Origin of the sequence: Streptomyces sp. RB17, from assembly GCF_009604455.1 — a bacterium.
GTDB lineage: Bacteria > Actinomycetota > Actinomycetes > Streptomycetales > Streptomycetaceae > Streptomyces.
In genome coordinates this window covers 385,687-404,980 of the sequence record NZ_WEGL01000007.1, presented here as the reverse complement: position 1 = coordinate 404,980, position 19,294 = coordinate 385,687, and the positions used below count along the sequence as shown (strand labels likewise).

Below are 19,294 nucleotides of genomic sequence, written 5' to 3'. Positions count from 1 at the left end.
GAGCCGGGGCAACCGGACGTCTCCGTGGCGGTGGAGGAGGTGCCGCCGAACGGCCTCCGCTTCGTCGGGCACCGCACCGGCTTCCTCGACGAGGAGCGCGTCCCGTGCCAGTAACGGAGAGTAGCCGTCCGAGTGCGCGACGGATCGGGGTTTGTGGGAAAGTGGTCAAGGTGACCGGCAACAGCGACTCCGCTCCCCGCCCACTGAAGATCACCGCCCGTGGCCGTGCCGTGCTCGCCGACCCCCGGATCAACCGCGGGACGGCGTTCACCGAGGCCGAACGCCGGGCCCTGGACCTCGTCGGCCTGGTCCCGCCCCACGTGCTCACCCAGGACGAGCAGGCCGAACGCGCCTACGCCCAGTACCGGGAGCAGCCGAACGACCTGGCCAAGAACGTCAACCTGACCCACCTGCACGACCGCAACGAGACCCTGTTCTACCGGCTCGTCGGCGACCACCTCGAAGAGATGCTGCCCATCGTGTACACCCCCACCGTGGGCACGGCCATCGAGCGCTACAGCTACGAGTACCGCCGCCCGCGTGGCATCTACCTCTCCGTGGACGCCCCCGACGACATCGAGCGCTCCCTGCGCGCGAGCGGTCTCGGCGCCGACGACGTCGATCTGATCGTGGCCACCGACGGCGAGGGCATCCTCGGCATCGGCGACTGGGGCGTGGGCGGCATCGACATCGCGGTCGGCAAGCTCGCCGTCTACACGGCCGCCGCCGGCATCGACCCGCGCCGCACCCTGCCGGTCATGCTCGACGTCGGCACCAACCGCAAGGAACTCCTCGACAACCCCCTCTACCTCGGCAACCGCCACCCCCGCGCCGACCGCGACACCTACGACGCCTTCATCGACGCCTACGTCGGCACCGCGAGCAGACTCTTCCCCAACGCCCTGCTGCACTGGGAGGACTTCGGCACCGCCAACGCCCGCCGGATCCTCAACCGTTACCGGAACCGGGTCTGCACCTTCAACGACGACATCCAGGGCACGGGTGCCGTGAACCTCGCCGCCGTGCTGTCCGGAGCACGCGCCGCCGGGGTGCCTCTGCCCGAGCACCGGTTCGTGGTGTTCGGCGCCGGTACGGCCGGTATCGGCGTCGCCGACCAGCTGCGGGACGCCCTGGTCGCCGAAGGCCTCACCACCGAGCAGGCCACCGCCCGTTTCTGGTGTGTGGACCGGTACGGGCTGCTCACCGACGACCAGGGCGACAAACTCCGCGACTTCCAGCAGCCCTACGCCCGCCCCGCCGGCGAGGTCGACGGCTGGCGGCGCGACGACAGCCTGCCCGGCATCCCCCTCGACGAGGTGGTCCACAGGATCCGTCCGACCATCCTGATCGGCACCTCCGGCCAGCGCGGCGCCTTCACGGAGGCGATCGTCCGGGAGATGGCCGGGCACACCGAGCGGCCCATCATCCTGCCCATGTCGAACCCCACCCACCTTGCCGAGGCCACCCCCGCCGACCTGCTCGACTGGACGGACGGCAGGGCACTGGTGGCCACGGGCAGCCCGTTCGCGCCGGTCGAGCGGGACGGGACGACGTACGAGATCGGCCAGGCCAACAACGCCCTGGTCTTCCCCGGTCTGGGCCTCGGCGTGATCGTCGCACGCGCGTCCCGCGTCACCGACCGCATGCTCCGCGCGGCGGCGGACGCGGTGGCACGCCGGACCGGTGACGCCGACGTGGCCCGGCTGAACGCGCCGGTGCTCCCGCCCATCCGCGACCTGCGCGGCACGTCGGAAGAGGTCGCCGTGTCCGTGGTCCGTGCGGCGATGGCGGACGGTGTCGCCCGGGCCGGCCTGGCCGGCGACGGCATCGAGGCGGCGGTGCGCGCGGCGCGCTGGGAGCCGGTGTATCCGCCGGTGGAAGCGGTGTGAGGGGGCGGCACCGGACGTCGGCATGCGGAGGCGGCACCGGGCATCGGCGTGAGGGAGCGACCCTCGGAAACTCGTCCGGCAAATTCATGCAAGCACGCTTGATTGTTTCTATGGCCACTGCCATGCTCCCCCCATGGCCGACCCGACGCCCGTCATCGACGACCTGCGTGCCGAGAGCGACGAACTGGACCGACTGGTGGCCGAGTTGGCGCCCGACCGGTGGGTGCTGCCCAGCCCCGCTCCCGGCTGGACCGTCGCCCACCAGATCGCCCACCTCGCCTGGACCGACCGGTCGGCGCTGCTCGCCGTCACCGACGCGGACGCCTTCCGCGCACTGGTCGAGAAGGCGCTCGCCGCCCCCGGCTCCTTCGTGGACGAGGGCGCCGAGGAAGGCGCCCGGCTCGCACCCGCCGAGTTGCTGCGGACCTGGCGCACCGGGCGCGAGGCCCTCGAGCGGGCGCTGCGCGCCGCACCGCCCGGCGCCCGTTTCCCCTGGTACGGCCCGCCCATGTCGGCCGCCTCCATGGCCACCGCCCGCCTCATGGAGACCTGGGCCCACGGCCTGGACATCGCCGACGCCCTGGGTGTGGTCCGGCCCCCCACCGACCGGCTCAGGCATGTGGTCCGACTCGGGGTCCGCACCCGGGACTTCGCCCACACCGTCCACCAGATCACCCCGCCCGCCGAAGAGTTCCGCGTGGAACTCACCTCAGTGTCAGGCGAGGTGTGGGCGTACGGCCCCGAGAACGCCCCGCAGCGCGTCACCGGCCCCGCCCTCGACTTCTGCCTCCTCGTCACCCAGCGCGCCCACCGCTCCGACCTCGCCCTGACCGCCGTCGGTCCGGACGCCGACCGCTGGCTGGACATCGCCCAGGCCTTCGCGGGCCCGCCCGGCGGCGGTCGCCCGCCGAAGGGGGCCCCGGCATGACGGTGCTGCGGATCGGCAACTTCTCCGGCTTCTACGGCGACCGATCCGACGCCCTGCGCGAGATGCTCACCGGCGGCGAGGTCGACATCCTCACCGGCGACTACCTCGCCGAGCTCACCATGCTGATCCTCGCCCGCGACCGGCTGAAGGACCCCGGCGCCGGTTACGCCCGCACCCTCCTGCGTCAGCTGGAGGACTGCCTCGGCCTCGCCCACGAGCGGGGGGTGAAGATCGTCACCAACGCCGGGGGGCTCAACTCGGCCGGACTGGCCTCCGCCGTACGGGAGCTGGCCGACCGGCTCGGCATTCCGGTCCGCGTCGCGCACGTCGAGGGCGACGACCTCACCGCCTCCCACCCCGGCACCCTCGCCGCCCACGCCTACCTCGGCGGCTTCGGGATCGCCGAGTGTCTTCGGGCGGGCGCGGACATCGTCGTCACCGGGCGCGTGACCGACGCGGCCCTCGTCACCGGGCCCGCCGCCGCCCGTTTCGGCTGGGGTCCCACCGATCACGACCGGCTCGCGGGCGCCGTCGTCGCCGGGCATGTGCTGGAGTGCGGGACGCAGGCCACCGGCGGGAACTACGCGTTCTTCCGGGAGGGGGACGTACGCCGGCCCGGCTTCCCGCTCGCCGAGATCCACGCCGACGGCAGCAGCGTCGTCACCAAGCACCCCGGCACCGGCGGGTTCGTCGACGTCGGTACGGTCACGGCCCAGCTGCTGTACGAGACCGGTGGCGGCCGGTACGCCGGGCCCGATGTCACCGCCCGGCTGGACACCGTACGGCTGAGCCAGGACGGGCCGGACCGGGTGCGGATCGAGGGTGTGCGGGGCGAGGCGCCGCCGCCGAGCCTGAAGGTCGGGCTCAACCGGCTCGGGGGCTTCCGCAACGAGGTCGTCTTCGTCCTCACCGGACTCGACATCGAGGCCAAGGCCGGGCTGGTGCAGGCGCAGCTCACCGACGCGCTCGCCAAGTCGCCGCCCTCCGAGGCGCGTTGGGAGCTGGTGCGCACCGACCGGGCCGACGCCGGCACCGAGGAGACCGCGAGCGCCCTGCTGCGGCTCGTCGTACGGGACGCGGACGAGCGGGTCGTCGGGCGGGCACTGAGCGGGGCCGCCGTGGAGCTGGCGCTGGGCAGCTACCCGGGCTTCCATGTGCTCTCACCACCGGGGAAGGGCTCGCCTTATGGGGTCTTCGAGGATGTGTACGTCCCCCATGGCGCCGTAGACCATAGGGCCGTACTCCATGACGGGCGCCGCATCGCTGTGGCGCCGCCCCAGGAGACGCGGCCCCTGGAGGCCGTACCGGACCCGGACCTCCCGGAGCCCCTGCCGCCCGGGCCGACCCGCCGCGCACCCCTCGGCCTGGTCGCCGGGGCCCGCAGCGGGGACAAGGGCGGGAACGCCAACGTCGGTGTCTGGGCCCGTACCGACGAGGCCTGGCGGTGGCTCGCGCACGAGCTGACCGCCGAAAGGTTCCGGCAGCTGATTCCGGAGAGCCGGGACCTCCCCGTCACCCGGCACCTGCTGCCGAACCTCCGCGCGGTCAACTTCGTCGTCGAGGGCATCCTCGGCGCGGGCGTCGCCGCCCAGGCCCGCTTCGACCCGCAGGCCAAGGCCCTCGGCGAATGGCTGCGCTCCCGCCACCTGGACATCCCGGAGGCCTTGCTGTGACCATCCTGACCTCGGCTCTGGACCCGGCCGGCCCCGACCACCGGGCCAACCGCGAGGCCATGCTCGCCAAGCTCGCCGAACTCGACGCCGAGCACGCCAAGGCGCTCGCGGGCGGCGGCGAGAAGTACGTGCAAAGGCACCGCGACCGCGGCAAGTTGCCGGCCCGCGAGCGCATCGAGCTGCTCCTCGACCCCGACACGCCCTTCCTGGAGCTGTCCCCGCTCGCCGCCTGGGGGAGCGACTACACGGTCGGCGCCTCGCTCGTCACCGGTATCGGTGTGGTCGAGGGCGTGGAGTGCCTGATCACCGCGAACGACCCGACCGTGCGCGGCGGCGCGAGCAACCCGTGGAGCCTGAAGAAGGCCCTGCGGGCGAACGACATCGCCCTCACCAACCGGCTGCCCTGCATCTCCCTGGTGGAGTCCGGGGGCGCGGACCTGCCGTCCCAGAAGGAGATCTTCATCCCGGGCGGCGCCATCTTCCGCGACCTCACCCGCCTCTCCGCCGCCGGGATCCCGACCGTCGCCGTCGTCTTCGGCAACTCCACCGCCGGCGGGGCCTACATCCCCGGCATGTCCGACCACGTGATCATGGTCAAGGAGCGGGCGAAGGTCTTCCTCGGCGGGCCGCCGCTGGTGAAGATGGCCACCGGCGAGGAGAGTGACGACGAGTCCCTGGGCGGCGCCGAGATGCACGCGCGCGTGTCGGGCCTCGCGGACTACTTCGCCGTGGACGAGCCGGACGCCCTGCGGCAGGCCCGCCGGGTGGTGGCCCGCCTCAACCACCGCAAGGCCCACCCGGACCCCGGCCCGGCGGCCCCGCCCAAGTACGACCCGGAGGAGCTCCTGGGCATCGTCCCCGGCGACCTCAAGACCCCCTTCGACCCGCGCGCGGTCATCGCCCGGATCGTCGACGCCTCCGACTTCGACGAGTTCAAACCGCTGTACGGGACCAGCCTGGTGACCGGCTGGGCGGCGCTGCACGGATATCCGGTGGGGGTGCTGGCCAATGCCCAGGGGGTGCTCTTCAGCGCCGAGTCCCAGAAGGCCGCCCAGTTCATCCAGCTCGCCAACCAGCGCGACATCCCGCTGCTCTTCCTGCACAACACCACCGGCTACATGGTGGGCAAGGAGTACGAGCAGGGCGGGATCATCAAGCACGGCTCGATGATGATCAACGCGGTCAGCAACAGCCGGGTCCCGCACCTGTCGGTGCTCATGGGGGCGTCGTACGGCGCCGGCCACTACGGCATGTGCGGGCGTGCCTACGACCCCCGCTTCCTGTTCGCCTGGCCCAGCGCCAAGTCCGCCGTCATGGGCCCGCAGCAGCTCGCCGGCGTGCTGTCGATCGTCGCCCGGCAGTCGGCGGCGGCGAAGGGACAGCCATACGACGAAAAGGCCGCGGACGCGGACGCCGCCCTGCGCGCCATGGTGGAGCAGCAGATCGAGTCCGAGTCGCTGCCGATGTTCCTGTCCGGGCGGCTGTACGACGACGGCGTCATCGACCCGCGCGACACCCGCACCGTCCTCGGCCTGTGCCTGTCCGCCCTCCACACCGCTCCCTACGAGGGCGCGCGCGGCGGCTTCGGCGTCTTCCGGATGTGACGGTCATGACGGATATGAGGGACTCCGTGATTTCGACACTGCTCGTCGCCAACCGGGGCGAGATCGCCTGCCGGATCTTCCGTACCTGCCGTGAGGGGGGAATCCGGACGGTCGCCGTGCACTCGGACGCCGACGAGAACGCGCTCCACGCGCGCGTGGCCGACACGTCGGTACGGCTGCCGGGCGCGGCGCCCGCCGAGACGTATCTGCGCGGCGACCTGATCGTGAAGGCGGCCCTCGCCGCGGGCGCGGACGCCGTGCACCCCGGTTACGGCTTCCTCTCCGAGAACCCCGACTTCGCGCGGGCCGTCCTCGACGCCGGCCTGATCTGGATCGGCCCGCCGCCCGAGGCCATCGAGGCGATGGCGTCCAAGACCCGCGCGAAGGAGCTGATGGGGATCGCGTCCCTCGCCGAGACCGACGTCACCGAGGCCGATCTGCCGGTGCTGGTGAAGGCGGCCGCCGGCGGCGGGGGGCGCGGGATGCGGATCGTGCGCCGTCCGGAGGAGCTGAGCGCCGCGCTGGAAGACGCGCGCGCCGAGGCAGCGAGCGCCTTCGGCGACGGCGAGGTGTTCATCGAGCCCTACCTGGAGCACGGCCGCCACGTCGAGGTGCAGATCCTCGCCGACACCCACGGCACCGTCTGGACCCTCGGCACCCGCGACTGCTCCCTGCAGCGCCGCCACCAGAAGGTCATCGAGGAGGCCCCGGCGCCCGGCCTCTCCCAGCAGCTCACGCAGGACCTGTACGCGCTGGCCGTGCAGGCCGCGTGCGCCGTCGCCTACGTCGGCGCCGGCACCGTCGAGTTCCTCGTCGCCGACGGCCGCGCCCACTTCCTGGAGATGAACACCCGCCTCCAGGTCGAACACCCCGTGACCGAGGAGCTGTTCGGCATCGACCTGGTCGCCGAACAGCTCCGCATCGCGGAGGGCGGGGCCCTCGCAAAAGAGCCGCCACGCGCGCGTGGCCACGCCGTCGAGGCCCGCCTGTACGCCGAGGACCCCGCCCACGCCTGGGCCCCGCAGACCGGCACCCTGCACCACCTCGCCGTACCGGCCGGCGTCCGCCTGGACACCGGTTACACCGACGGCGACACCATCGGCGTCCACTACGACGCGATGATCGCCAAGGCCGTCGCCCACGCACCGACCCGCGCGGAGGCGATCCGCCGGCTCGCCGGCGCACTGGAGCGCGCGGAGATCCACGGCCCGGTCACCAACCGGGAGCTGCTGGTCCGCTCCCTGCGGCACGAGGAGTTCGCGGCGGCCCGCATGGACACGGGCTTCTACGACCGCCACCTCGCCGCACTGACCGAGCCCACGCCCGACCCGTACGCCCCCCTGGCCGCTGCACTCGCCGACGCCCACGGTCGCTCCCGCTTCGGCGGCTGGCGCAACCTGCCCTCGCAGCCGCAGGTCAAGCGGTACGAGCTGGCGGGGGAGGAGCACGAGGTCCACTACCGGCACACCCGGGAGGGGCTGGCGGCGGACGGGGTGCGGGTCGTGCACGCCGGGGAGCGTCTGGTCGTACTCGAAGTGGACGGCGTGGAGCGGAGGTTCACGATCGCCCGCTACGGCGAGGAGGTGTACGTGGGCGCCACCCGCCTCACCGCCCTGCCCCGCTTCCCCGACCCCACCACCCTGCTCGCCCCCGGCTCCCTCCTCGCCCCGATGCCGGGCACGGTCGTACGGATCGCCGAGGGCCTGACGGACGGGGCAACGGTTCAGGCCGGTCAGGGACTCATCTGGCTGGAGGCGATGAAGATGCAGCACCAGATCTCGGCGCCGGTCACAGGAACGCTGACCGCGCTGCATGCGAAGACCGGCCAGCAGGTGGAACCAGGAATGTTGCTCGCCGTCGTGCAGGAAACCTCTTCTTAGGAGCCTCATGTCTCCCGTCATCGAAACCGAAGAGCACAAAGCCCTCCGCTCGGCGGTAGCGGCCCTCGGCAAGCGCTACGGCCGCGACTACCTCGTACAGGCGGTAGCCGCCGGGAAGCCGCCCACCGAACTCTGGGCCGAGGCCGGCAAACTCGGCTACCTCGGCGTCAACCTCCCCGAGGAGTACGGAGGCGGAGGCGGCGGCATAGCCGAACTCTCCATCGTCCTCGAAGAGCTGGGCGCCGCGGGCTCCCCGCTGCTCATGCTGGTGGTCTCCCCGGCCATCTGCGGCACCGTGATCTCCCGCTTCGGCACCGAGGCCCAGAAACAGACATGGCTCCCCGGAATCGCCGACGGCACCCGCCTCATGGCCTTCGGCATCACCGAACCCGATGCCGGCTCGAACTCCCACCGGATCACCACCACTGCCCGCCGCGACGGCGCCGACTGGCTCCTCACCGGCCGGAAAGTCTTCATCTCCGGTGTCGACATGGCGGACGCCGTCCTGATCGTCGGCCGTACCGAAGACGCCCGCACCGGGCGCCTCAAGCCCTGCCTGTTCATCGTCCCGACGGACGCCGAGGGCTTCCAGAAGCGCCCGATCGACATGGAACTGGGCGCCGCCGAGAAGCAGTTCGAGCTTGTCCTGGACGACGTGCGGCTGTCCGCCGACGCGCTCGTGGGCGACGAGGACGCCGGTCTGCTCCAGTTGTTCGCCGGGCTGAACCCCGAGCGGATCATGACCGCCGCGTTCGCCGTCGGGATGGGCCGCTACGCCCTCGCCAAGGCCGTCGAGTACGCCCGCGACCGTACGGTCTGGAAGTCCCCGATCGGCGCCCACCAGGCCATCGCCCACCCGCTGGCGCAGGCGCACATCGACCTGGAACTGGCCCGGCTGATGATGCAGAAGGCGGCGCACCTCTACGACGCCGGCGACGACATCGGCGCGGGCGAGGCCGCCAACATGGCCAAGTACGCGGCCGGGGAGGCCTGCGTGAAAGCCGTCGACCAGGCCGTGCACACCCTCGGCGGCAACGGGCTCACGCGCGAGTTCGGCCTCGCCTCGCTGATAACGGCCGCACGCGTGGCTCGTATTGCCCCGGTGAGCCGGGAGATGATTCTCAACTACGTGTCTCACCAGACCCTGGGCCTGCCCAAGTCGTACTGATCGCCCTGTGCGAGGAGGAACCGTGTTCCGCAGCGAGTACGCAGACGTTCCGCCCGTGGCACTCCCCATCCACGACGCCGTCCTGGGGCGCGCCGCCGAGTTCGGCGAGCGTCCCGCCCTGATCGACGGCACGGACGGCACCACGCTCACGTACGAGCAGGTGGACCGGTTCCACCGGCGCGTCGCCGCCGGTCTCGCCGACGCGGGCGTCCGCAAGGGCGACGTCCTCGCCCTGCACAGCCCCAACACCATCGCCTTCCCGACCGCCTTCTACGCGGCCACGCGCGCGGGTGCCACCGTCACCACGGCGCATCCGCTCGCCACACCCGAGGAGTTCGCCAAACAGCTCGGCGACAGCGGTGCGCGCTGGATCGTCACCGTCTCACCCCTGCTGGAGACGGCCCGCCGCGCCGCCGAAATCGCGGGCGGCATACGGGAGATATTCGTCTGCGACAGCGCGCCCGGACACCGGTCGCTCATCGACATGCTCGCCACCACCGCCCCCGAGCCACAGCCCGCCCTCGACCCGGCCGAGGACGTCGCCGCGCTGCCGTACTCCTCCGGCACCACCGGCATCCCCAAGGGCGTGATGCTCACGCACCGGCAGATCGCCACCAACCTCGCCCAGCTGGAGCCCGCCGTACCGGCCGCCCCCGGCGACCGCATCCTCGCCGTCCTGCCCTTCTTCCACATCTACGGCCTCACCGCCCTGATGAACGCGCCCCTGCGCAAGGGCGCCACGGTCGTCGTCCTGCCCCGCTTCGACCTGGAGACCTTCCTCGCGGCCATCGAGAACCACCGCATCACCGGTCTGTACGTCGCCCCGCCGATCGTCCTCGCCCTCGCCAAGCATCCGGCGGTCGCCCGGTACGACCTGTCCTCCCTGAAGTACGTCATCAGCGCCGCCGCCCCGCTGGACGCCCACCTCGCCGACGCCTGCTCGCAGCGGCTCGGCCTGCCCCCGATCGGCCAGGCCTACGGCATGACGGAACTGTCCCCCGGCACCCACGTCGTGCCCCTCGACCGGCTGCACGACGCCCCCGCCGGCACCGTCGGCAGGCTCATCGCCGGCACCGAGATGCGCATCGTCTCCCTGGACGACCCCGACAAGGACCTCGGCACCGGCGAGCCCGGCGAGATCCTCATCCGCGGCCCCCAGGTGATGAAGGGCTACCTCGGCCGCCCCGACGCCACCGCCGCGCTGATCGACGCCGACGGCTGGCTGCACACTGGAGACGTGGGGCACGTCGACGGGGGCGGCTGGCTGTTCGTCGTGGACCGGGTGAAGGAGCTCATCAAGTACAAGGGCTTCCAGGTGGCCCCCGCCGAACTGGAGGCCCTGCTGCTCACCCATCCCGGCATCGCCGACGCCGCCGTCATCGGCTCCTACGACGGCGACGGCAACGAGGTCCCGCACGCCTTCGTCGTCCGCCGGCCGGAAGCCGCCGAGGAGCTCACGGAGAACACGATCATGCTGTACGTCGCCGAACGCGTGGCCCCCTACAAACGCATCCGCCAGGTCACCTTCATACACACCGTCCCCCGTGCCGCCTCCGGCAAGATCCTGCGCCGGGAACTGAGGGAGCTGCCGTGACATCGATCAGCCGCACACGCGCGCGTGCCGTCGAAACCCTCAGCCTCGACGCCACCGACACCCGCAACGCCCTCTCGGCCGCCCTCGTCGCCGACCTCGCCGACGCCCTCACCGACTGCGGCAAGGACCCGGACGTACGCGCCGTCGTCCTCACCCACACCGGCTCCACCTTCTGCGCCGGCGCCGATCTGCGCGACCCGCCCGACCCCGACGCGCTCACCGGCCTGCTCCGGCAGATCCTCGACCTGCGCAGACCCGTCGTCGCCCGGGTCACCGGCCACGTCCGCGCGGGCGGCCTCGGCCTCCTCGCCGCCTGCGACATCACCGCCGCCTCCACCCAGGCCACCTTCGCCTTCACCGAGGTCCGCATCGGCGTCGCCCCCGCGGTGATCTCCCTCCCGGTGATCCCGCGCGCCGACCCCCGCGCGCTGGCCCGCTACTTCCTCACCGGCGAACGCTTCGACGCGTGCGAGGCCGTACGCGTCGGACTCCTCACCGTCACCGCCGACGACGTCGACGACGCCCTCGCCCCGATCCTCGACGGACTGCGCCGCTCCTCACCCCAGGGCCTGGCCGAGACGAAACAGCTGCTCACGGCTAGGGTGCTGGAAACATTCGACCGGGACGCGGCGGATCTGACCGCGCTCTCGGCGCGGCTGTTCTCCTCCGCACAGGCCCGGGAGGGGATGACGGCCTTCCTGGAAAGACGGGACGCGGCATGGGTGGTGTGACCGGATGAGCACGACGGCGGAACGCGGCGACGTGACCCGGCAGGACCCGAACCCGGAGCCGGAGCCGGACCGCAGCCCCAAACCGGACCGCAGCCCCAAGCAGGACCGCAGCCGGGCCACCCGGCAGCGGCTCCTCGAGGCCGCCGTGGCCTGCCTCGCCGAACACGGCTGGGCGGGCTCCACCGTCGCCGTCGTCGCCGAACGCGCCGGAGTCTCCCGCGGCGCCGCCCAGCACCACTTCCCGACCCGCGAGGACCTGTTCACGGCCGCCGTCGAGTACGTCGCCGAAGAGCGCTCCACCGCACTCCGGGCGCTCTTCCCGGCCGGCCCCACCGACCGCCGCGCCGTGGTCGCCGCCCTCGTCGGCCTCTACACCGGCCCCCTCTTCCGCGCCGCCCTGCACCTGTGGGTCGCCGCCTGCGACGAGGACCAGCTACGGCCCCGCGTGACCGAGCTGGAGGCCCGCGTCGGCCGCGAGACCCACCGCATCGCCGTCGACCTCCTCGGCGCCGACGAGACCCGCCCCGGCGTCCGCGAAACCGTCCAGGGCCTCCTGGACATGGCCCGCGGCCTCGGCCTCGCCAACCTCCTCACCGACGACACCGCCCGCCGCGCACGCGTCGTCGCCCAGTGGGCCGACCTGCTGGAGCAGGCCCTGGGCTGAGCCGTTGTCAGTGGCGGCAACTACGGTTGTGGGCATGGGGGATCACTTTCAGACGATCGTCGACCTGGACGCCGGCGCCGGCGAGGCGCCTCGCCTCGCCGAGCGAGTCCTCGACCGGCTCGTGACCGAAGGCATCGTGCTGGCAGAGCGCGCCGACCGCTCCTTCGGCCACCACCTGCCCGGCCCGCACTGGGACCGGGCGGTCGACCCGGCAGACACCGACGAGAAGCCGTGCGACGGCCTCACCCTGTACACCGGGCGCACGATCTTCCACGGCGGCCAGGGCGAACCCGAGTGGGTCCGCTGCCCCCGCTGCACGACCACCACCCGCCTGTACACCGATGAGTACGACCGGATCGACGCGGCCTGGGAGCCGTACGGCACGGCCATGGACCGTTGGCATGCGAGCGGAGCGGCCGACGTCATCTGCCCCGCCTGCGCCACCCCGGTCCCGCTCCCGGACTGGACCTGGGCCTACGACTACTTCGCCTTCGCCTGCCTGGGCTTCGAGTTCTGGAACTGGCCCGAGTTCGGCGAGGACTTCCGCGCACTGGTCACGGACGCGCTGGGCGGACACCGCACTGTGCGCGTGTGGGGCAAGCTCTGACCCCGTGAGACGCGCCACACCCGTATCCGGCACGGAGCAGTACTCTTGCCCCATGCTTCCGATGCTCGTCCGCCGCCGCCACGTGGACTACGTGCGCGTCACGAGCATGGGCTGTCGGCGCCTGCCCGCCTGATCCAGCCCCCTTCTCCCTTGCTTCTTTCCGGTCCTCTTCCGGCACCCGGGGGCCGTCACACCCCTCGGCGGCCACCCGTGCCCCGTACACCCGCGGACGCACCATGACCACGCACCCCGGGACGGCGACCCCGTCCTACGACCAGCTCCCCATCATCGACCTGTCGGCCGCCGACCGCGGCCCCCAGGCGCGGGCCCTGCTCCACGCCCAGCTGCACAGCGCCGCCCACGACGTCGGCTTCTTCCAGCTCGTCGGACACGGCGTGACCCGGGCCGAGACCGACGCGCTGCTCACCGCCATGCGTGCCTTCTTCGCCCTCCCCGAGGCCGACCGCCTCGCCCTCGACAACGTCAACTCCCCCCATTTCCGCGGCTACACCCGCACCGGCGACGAACGCACCGCCGGCGCCCGCGACTGGCGCGACCAGCTCGACATAGGCGCCGAACGCCCCGCCCGCGTCCCCGCCCCCGGCGAACCCCCGTACTGGTGGCTCCAGGGCCCCAACCAGTGGCCCACCGCCCTCCCCGAGCTGCGCACGGCGGCCCTCGCCTGGATCGACCGGCTCAGCGGAGTCGCCGACCGCCTCCTGCACGAGCTCCTCGCCGCCATCGGCGCCCCCGCCGGCTTCTACGACCCGGTCTTCGGCACCCACGCCCACCCGCACCTCAAGCTCGTCCGCTACCCGGGCAGCGCGGGCGACGGTACCGACCAGGGCGTCGGCGCCCACAAGGACTACGGCTTCCTCACCCTGCTCCTGCAGGACACCGTCGGCGGCCTCCAGGTCCAGCGCGAGGACGGCCTCTTCCACGACGTCCCGCCCCTCGACGGCGCCTTCGTCGTCAACCTCGGCGAACTCCTGGAGGTCGCCACCAACGGCTACCTGCTCGCCACCAACCACCGCGTGGTCAGCCCGCCCGGAGCCACGGAACGCTTCTCGGTCCCGTTCTTCTACAACCCCCGCCTGGACGCCAGGGTCGAGCCCCTGCCCTTCCCGCACGCGGCGCAGGCCCCAGGCATCACAACCGACCCGGCGAACCCTCTGTACGCCGAGTACGGCTACAACGAACTGAAGGGCAAGCTCAGGGCACACCCGCTGGTGGCGGAGCGGCACCACGGCAACTTGCTGACAGCGGCGGCGTGAACTCCCCGGGGGGCGCGGGTCCGTATCGACATGCGGCTCCGCCGCGCGGGCACGACCAGCTCCAACCGGCCCGCAGTCGCCCGCGCGCCCCGAGCACCCCGCTCAGCGGGCGACACCCGCTCAGTGGGCGACCTCCGCTCAGTGGGCGATATTCGCGTACCCGGCGATGTCCTCCGGCCGACGCACCCCCGGCCCCACATACCGAGCAGAAGGCCGCACCAGCCGCCCCGTCCGCTTCTGCTCCAGAATGTGCGCCGACCACCCAGCCGTCCTCGCACACGTGAACATCGACGTGAACATGTGCGCCGGCACCTCCGCGAAGTCCAGCACAATGGCCGCCCAGAACTCCACGTTCGTGGCCAGCACCCGATCCGGCCGGCGATTGTGCAGCTCCTCCAGCGCGGCCTTCTCCAACGCCTCGGCCACCTCGAACCGCGGCGCCCCGAGCTCACGCGCCGTACGCCGCAGCACCCGCGCCCGCGGATCCTCGGCCCGGTACACCCGGTGCCCGAACCCCATCAGCCGCTCACCGCGGTCCAGGGCCTGCCTGACGTACGCCTCCGCGTCCCCCGTCCGCTCGATCTCCTCGATCATCCCGAGGACGCGCGAGGGCGCACCCCCGTGCAGCGGCCCGGACATCGCCCCGACCGCCCCCGACAGCGCGGCGGCGACGTCCGCACCCGTCGACGCGATCACCCGCGCCGTGAAGGTCGAGGCGTTCATCCCGTGCTCGGCGGCGGACGTCCAGTAGGCGTCCACGGCGGCGACATGCTTGGGATCCGGCTCCCCCCGCCACCGGATCATGAACCGCTCCACCACCGACTTCGCCTTGTCGATCTCCTGCTGCGGCACCATCGGCAGCGTCTGCCCGCGCGCCGACTGGGCGACGTAGGACAGCGCCATCACGGCGGCCCGCGCCAGATCGTCCCGCGCCTGCCGCTCGTCGATGTCGAGCAGCGGTTTCAGCCCCCACACCGGCGCCAGCATGGCGAGCGCCGACTGCACGTCCACGCGGATGTCACCGGAGTGGACGGGAATCGGGAACGGCTCGGCGGGCGGCAGCCCGGGATTGAAAGCCCCGTCGACCAGCAGCCCCCACACGTTCCCGAACGAGACATGACCGACCAGATCCTCGATGTCGACGCCCCGGTAGCGCAGGGCGCCCCCCTCCTTGTCCGGTTCGGCGATCTCCGTCTCGAACGCGACGACTCCCTCGAGTCCGGGTACGAAATCGGACATCAGGCGGCTCCTCGTGAAGTGGTCGGCGGCGGTCACCCCGGTGATGCCCCGTTCGGCCGGTGGTCATCCGGTGGCCGGCCAAACCACAGGGGAACCAGCACGATAACCCCCGGTGTCACGCTTGGGGAGTCCGTACGACACTGAGTGCCAGTGGCGTTCGATACGGCAAGATGACCGCGTGACCGACCGCGACCCGCTCCTGGACCCCGTCCTCGACCCCGCAGCCATGCGCAAGCAGTACCGGGCGGAGGGCCTCGCCGAACAGGACCTCGCCGCGCATCCCATGGACCAGTTCGCCCGCTGGTTCGAGGACGCCGCCCGGGCGGCGCTGCACGGCACCATCTACGAGCCCAACGCGATGGTCGTCTCCACGGCGGACGCGGCGGGCCGCCCCAGCTCGCGCACGGTCCTGATGAAGCAGTTCGACACCGAGGGCTTCGTCTTCTTCACCAACTACAGCTCCCGCAAGGCCCGGGACCTGGCGGAGAACCCGCACATCTCCCTGCTCTTCCCCTGGCACCCGCTGGCCCGCCAGGTCATCGTCACCGGCACCGCCCACCGCACCGGCCGCGACGAGACCGCCGCCTACTTCCGCACCCGCCCGCACGGCTCCCAGCTCGGAGCCTGGGCCAGCGCCCAGTCCTCGGTGATCGCCTCCCGCGCCGAACTGGACACCGCCTACGCCGAACTCCAGGCCCGCTACCCCGAGGACGAACAGGTCCCCATCCCCCCGCACTGGGGCGGCTTCCGCGTCACCCCGGAGACGGTGGAGTTCTGGCAGGGCCGGGTGAACCGCCTCCACGACCGCCTGCGGTACGTCGCCCAGCCGGACGGCACCTGGAAGGCCGAGCGCCTCGCCCCCTGAGAGCACGGGCCCGCAGACGCAGACGACCCGCGGGCTGGGTTCCTCGAGGAGGAGCCGGCCGGACGTACCGGCAGCCCGCGGGTCGGGTGACTGCTTGGGATTGGGGCCGGCTGCACGCGTCTGTCACGTGCTGGTCCGGCACCGCACTGGATGTGGTGGCGGACCGCTAGCCCGCAGCCACCTCACGCGTCCGGTTCTCATACATCTGCCGAACCACCTCCCTTCTCGTGTACTCGACACCTTAGGAAGCCGGCGGAAGACGCTCAACTGTTTTTCGGCACGTTCCCCCGGACGTCTTCGATACGTTCCCGCGCATGACCCAACTGAAGATCATCACTGTCGAGGGCGACACCATGCTCGAACAGTGGCGGCACGTCCACAACACGATCGTGCCGCCCGCCGCCATGTCCCCGGAGGACGCCCGGGAACGGCGGGAGCGGTACCGGCTGCGCAACGCCTACGTCGGGGAGGTGCTCGTCGGCTGTTCCACGGTCCGTCCGCCGACGGGGGAGGGGAACGCGGCGACCGTCATCGCGCGCGTGCTGCCCGAGTTCCGGGGCCGCGGGTTCGGGACGGCCCTGTACGACGACGGGCTCGCCCACGCGCGCGTGCTGGGCGCGACCGTGATCGAGACGTGTGTGCTGGCGGTGAACGAGGACGGGCTGCGATTCGCTCGGCGGAGGGGTTTTGTGGAGATCGAGCGGTATGTGCTCGACGGGGAGCGCGACGAGTGGGTGGACCTTCGGTGGAGCGGGGATTGATTCTCGGGAAGTTGCGGGAACAGGGTGTGGGGTGGGTCACGTTCCAGTTGAATGAGGGCAGTGAGCGAACCGCGCGTCGTATGCGCGCCGACGCAGCCTCCAGGGGGTCCAGGTGAGTGCTTCCCGGCGGAGTGGGACCACCGATGAGCTGGGGCCGGACGAGCCCGGTGAGTCAGGCGGATCCGATCTGCTCGCCGCACTGCTCGACGGCATGGACGCGGCCCTGTGCGCCTTCGACGCCGAGGGGGTCGTCACGCACTGGAACCGGGAGGCCGAGCGGATCCTCGGCTGGACGGCCGCCGAGGCGGTCGGGCGGCACGGGTTCGCCGGCTGGGCGGTGCGCAGCGCCGACGCCGAGGAGGTGCAGGCCCGGCTGATGTCGGCGATGCACGCCCCCGGACGGCAGGTGAACGAGTTCGCGCTGGTCACGAAGGACGGCGGGCGGGTGCTCGTACGGACCCAGTCCGCAGCCGTGCGCGGGCCCGACGGGAAGCCGGCGGGGGTGTACTGCGCGTTCAGTGAGGTGCACGCGCAGATCGATCTGGAGCGGTCGATCGCGCTCAGCGAGGCACTGTTCGAGGACGCGGCCTGGGGGGTCGTCCTCATCGACGCCGATCTGCGGCCCGCCGTCGTCAACGCGCACGCGGCCCGTGCCCTCGGGATCGGGCGGACGTCAGCGCTGGGGAGGCCGCTCGGCGAGCTGCTCGCGCAGGGCGTGGAGGAGCTGGAGGCCGCGCTCACCCATGTGCTGGCCGAGGGTGCGCCGCCCGCGCCCGCCGAGATGTGGGTGACCGTGCGTACCCGGGAGGGCGAGAAGCGGCGCTGCTGGCGCAGCGGGTTCGTGCGGCTGGCCTCGCCGCTCGCGGAGGAACCGGTGCCGCTCGGCGTGGGCTGGCTGTTCCAGGACGTCACCGAGGCCAAGCAGGGTGAGCAGGAGGCGGCCCTGCTGCGCTTTCGCACCAACCAGCTGCACCGGGCCGCGCGTGCCGCGGCCGAGTGCGAGAACCCGGCCGAGGCGGCCACCGTCCACCTGGACTTCGCCCTCGCCGGCTTCGCCGACCACGCGCTGATCGACCGGAAGGTGCGGTCCGCACGGGAGGGCGAGGAGGAGGGCGACGTACGGCTGGTACGGCTCGCCGCGACACCCGCCGGGGCGCCGGGACCGAGTCTGCTCACCGGTGCGGCCGGGCTGCCCGTGCGCTACGAGCCGGGGCATCCGGCGCTCAGCTGCGTGGCGCGGGCCGGGGTCGTGCGCGCGGACGCCGGGTCGGTTCCGCCGCAGCGGGCGCGGGAGTGGGCGCTGGCCCGGCAGTGGCCCGGTGACGCGGTGCACGCCCTGTGCGCGGTGCTGCGCAGCCGGGGGCGGACGCTGGGCGTGGTCACCTTCCTGCGCGGCTCCGGCCGCAGCCGCTTCGAGCGGTCCGACACGGTCTACGCGGAGGACGTGGCGGTCCGCATCGCGGCGGCGCTGGACCTGGCGGACGCGGTACGGGAGGAGCAGGCTCCCCGGTAGCCCGCCGGTGGCCCCGGGTAGCTCGCCGACGGTCTCAGTGCCGGTAGAAGATCCGGTCGCCGTACTCCCGCATCACACGGCCGTTCCACTCGTGGCCGCCGTCGACGTTGCCGGAGCGCAGCAGCGGGGGTTCGATGCCGCGGTCGGCGAGAGCGGCGGCGGTGGTCGCCATGACGGCCTGCATCAGGGCGGTGGTGACGACCGTGGAGGCGGGGGCGAAGGGCGCCGGGATGGTGTCGAGGGTGAGTTCCGCGTCGCCGACGGCGATCTTCGAGTCCAGGACGATGTCGCAGTGGTCCTTCAGGAAGGTGCCGGAGGAGTGCCGGGACGTGGTCTGCTCGGCGTAGGCGACCGAGGTGACGCCGATGACCTTCACACCGAGGGCGCGGGCGCTGCGGGCCATCTCCACGGGCAGGGCGTTGCGGCCGGAGAGGGAGATGATCACCAGGGCGTCGCCGGACCGGAGCGGTGAGGTGTCGAGGACGGCGCTCGCGAGGCCGTCGACGCGTTCGAGGGCGGAGCCGAGGGTGGCCGGGGTGACGTCGACCCCGACGACGCCGGGGACGGCGAGCAGGTTCATCAGGGCGAGACCGCCGGCGCGGTAGACGACGTCCTGAGCGGCCAGGGAGGAGTGCCCGGCGCCGAAGGCGAACAGTCGGCCGCCGGCGGCCACGGTGTCGGCGAGCAGGGTCCCGGCCTCGGCGATCGACTCGGCCTCCTCCGCACGGACCCGTTGCAGCAGGCCGATCGCGGCGTCGAAGAACAGGTCGGCAGGCGTGCCGTCGCTCATGCGGTGCCCCTTCGCAGCGTCTGTGTCGCGGATCACCGTGCGGTCTGGACCAGTGCGGTGTCAATACGGAGGGTGCCCGGAAGCCGACGGCGCCGCAGCTCCTCAGGGGCGCGG

The 19,294-nt window shown here is 72.4% G+C and carries 16 protein-coding genes; 14 read left to right on the top strand and 2 right to left on the bottom strand.

Translation table 11 applies throughout. The features are described 5' to 3' along the window. The first annotated feature begins 170 nt into the window (after positions 1 to 170). From SRB17_RS30305 to SRB17_RS30255, 11 genes are all read left to right on the top strand, one after another. Positions 171 to 1,889 carry an NAD-dependent malic enzyme gene (locus SRB17_RS30305; RefSeq protein WP_323376453.1) on the top strand — a complete coding sequence of 573 codons (1,719 nt, stop codon included), beginning with the start codon at positions 171 to 173 and terminating at the stop codon, positions 1,887 to 1,889. Between the two features lie 133 nt (positions 1,890 to 2,022). Then, positions 2,023 to 2,817, top strand: a complete 795-nt coding sequence (locus SRB17_RS30300) for a TIGR03084 family metal-binding protein (RefSeq protein WP_153543319.1) — start codon at positions 2,023 to 2,025, stop codon at positions 2,815 to 2,817. Further along, a complete protein-coding gene (locus tag SRB17_RS30295) occupies positions 2,814 to 4,490 on the top strand; it encodes an acyclic terpene utilization AtuA family protein (RefSeq protein ID WP_153543318.1) in 1,677 nt (558 codons plus the stop codon). Before SRB17_RS30300 ends, SRB17_RS30295 begins: the two co-directional genes overlap by 4 nt. Beyond that, entirely contained in the window at positions 4,487 to 6,094 is a 1,608-nt protein-coding gene (locus tag SRB17_RS30290; protein WP_323376451.1) for an acyl-CoA carboxylase subunit beta, read from the top strand. The genes SRB17_RS30295 and SRB17_RS30290 overlap by 4 nt, the downstream gene beginning before the upstream one ends. Before the next feature lie 26 nt (positions 6,095 to 6,120). Continuing rightward, positions 6,121 to 7,974, top strand: coding sequence for an acetyl/propionyl/methylcrotonyl-CoA carboxylase subunit alpha (locus tag SRB17_RS30285; RefSeq protein WP_323376450.1), 1,854 nt, complete (start codon positions 6,121 to 6,123; stop codon positions 7,972 to 7,974). Between the two features lie 7 nt (positions 7,975 to 7,981). Then, positions 7,982 to 9,142, top strand: a complete 1,161-nt coding sequence (locus SRB17_RS30280; RefSeq protein ID WP_153543316.1) for an acyl-CoA dehydrogenase family protein — start codon at positions 7,982 to 7,984, stop codon at positions 9,140 to 9,142. Positions 9,143 to 9,164: 22 nt separating this feature from the next. Further along, the gene (locus SRB17_RS30275) at positions 9,165 to 10,736 is read left to right on the top strand and encodes a 4-coumarate--CoA ligase family protein (RefSeq protein ID WP_323376449.1); all 1,572 of its coding nucleotides are present in this window, start codon (positions 9,165 to 9,167) and stop codon (positions 10,734 to 10,736) included. Next, complete coding sequence (locus SRB17_RS30270; RefSeq protein WP_323376448.1) at positions 10,733 to 11,467, top strand: enoyl-CoA hydratase family protein; 735 nt, start codon at positions 10,733 to 10,735, stop codon at positions 11,465 to 11,467. Before SRB17_RS30275 ends, SRB17_RS30270 begins: the two co-directional genes overlap by 4 nt. 4 nt (positions 11,468 to 11,471) lie before the next feature. Further along, positions 11,472 to 12,131, top strand: a complete 660-nt coding sequence (locus tag SRB17_RS30265) for a TetR/AcrR family transcriptional regulator (RefSeq protein ID WP_228396355.1) — start codon at positions 11,472 to 11,474, stop codon at positions 12,129 to 12,131. A 34-nt stretch (positions 12,132 to 12,165) separates the two neighbouring features. Next, entirely contained in the window at positions 12,166 to 12,738 is a 573-nt protein-coding gene (locus tag SRB17_RS30260) for a hypothetical protein (RefSeq protein ID WP_153543315.1), read from the top strand. 236 nt (positions 12,739 to 12,974) lie between these two features. Further along, entirely contained in the window at positions 12,975 to 14,012 is a 1,038-nt protein-coding gene (locus SRB17_RS30255) for an isopenicillin N synthase family dioxygenase (RefSeq protein WP_153543314.1), read from the top strand. Between the two features lie 138 nt (positions 14,013 to 14,150). On the opposite strand, the gene SRB17_RS30250 is transcribed toward SRB17_RS30255, so the two are convergent. Continuing rightward, a complete protein-coding gene (locus SRB17_RS30250; protein WP_153543313.1) occupies positions 14,151 to 15,251 on the bottom strand; it encodes a citrate synthase 2 in 1,101 nt (366 codons plus the stop codon). Between the two features lie 178 nt (positions 15,252 to 15,429). On the opposite strand from SRB17_RS30250, the gene pdxH reads away from it, so the two are divergent. The 3 genes from pdxH (at position 15,430) to SRB17_RS30235 (ending at position 18,390) form a co-directional block, all read left to right on the top strand. Further along, complete coding sequence (pdxH, locus tag SRB17_RS30245; RefSeq protein ID WP_323376447.1) at positions 15,430 to 16,116, top strand: pyridoxamine 5'-phosphate oxidase; 687 nt, start codon at positions 15,430 to 15,432, stop codon at positions 16,114 to 16,116. 314 nt (positions 16,117 to 16,430) lie between these two features. Beyond that, complete coding sequence (locus SRB17_RS30240; RefSeq protein ID WP_153543312.1) at positions 16,431 to 16,877, top strand: GNAT family N-acetyltransferase; 447 nt, start codon at positions 16,431 to 16,433, stop codon at positions 16,875 to 16,877. Between the two features lie 112 nt (positions 16,878 to 16,989). After that, a complete protein-coding gene (locus SRB17_RS30235) occupies positions 16,990 to 18,390 on the top strand; it encodes a PAS domain-containing protein (RefSeq protein ID WP_323376446.1) in 1,401 nt (466 codons plus the stop codon). Between the two features lie 34 nt (positions 18,391 to 18,424). Here SRB17_RS30235 and SRB17_RS30230 read toward each other — a convergent pair whose 3' ends face one another. Then, the gene (locus SRB17_RS30230; protein ID WP_153543311.1) at positions 18,425 to 19,180 is read right to left on the bottom strand and encodes an SIS domain-containing protein; all 756 of its coding nucleotides are present in this window, start codon (positions 19,178 to 19,180) and stop codon (positions 18,425 to 18,427) included. Positions 19,181 to 19,294 lie beyond the last annotated feature (114 nt).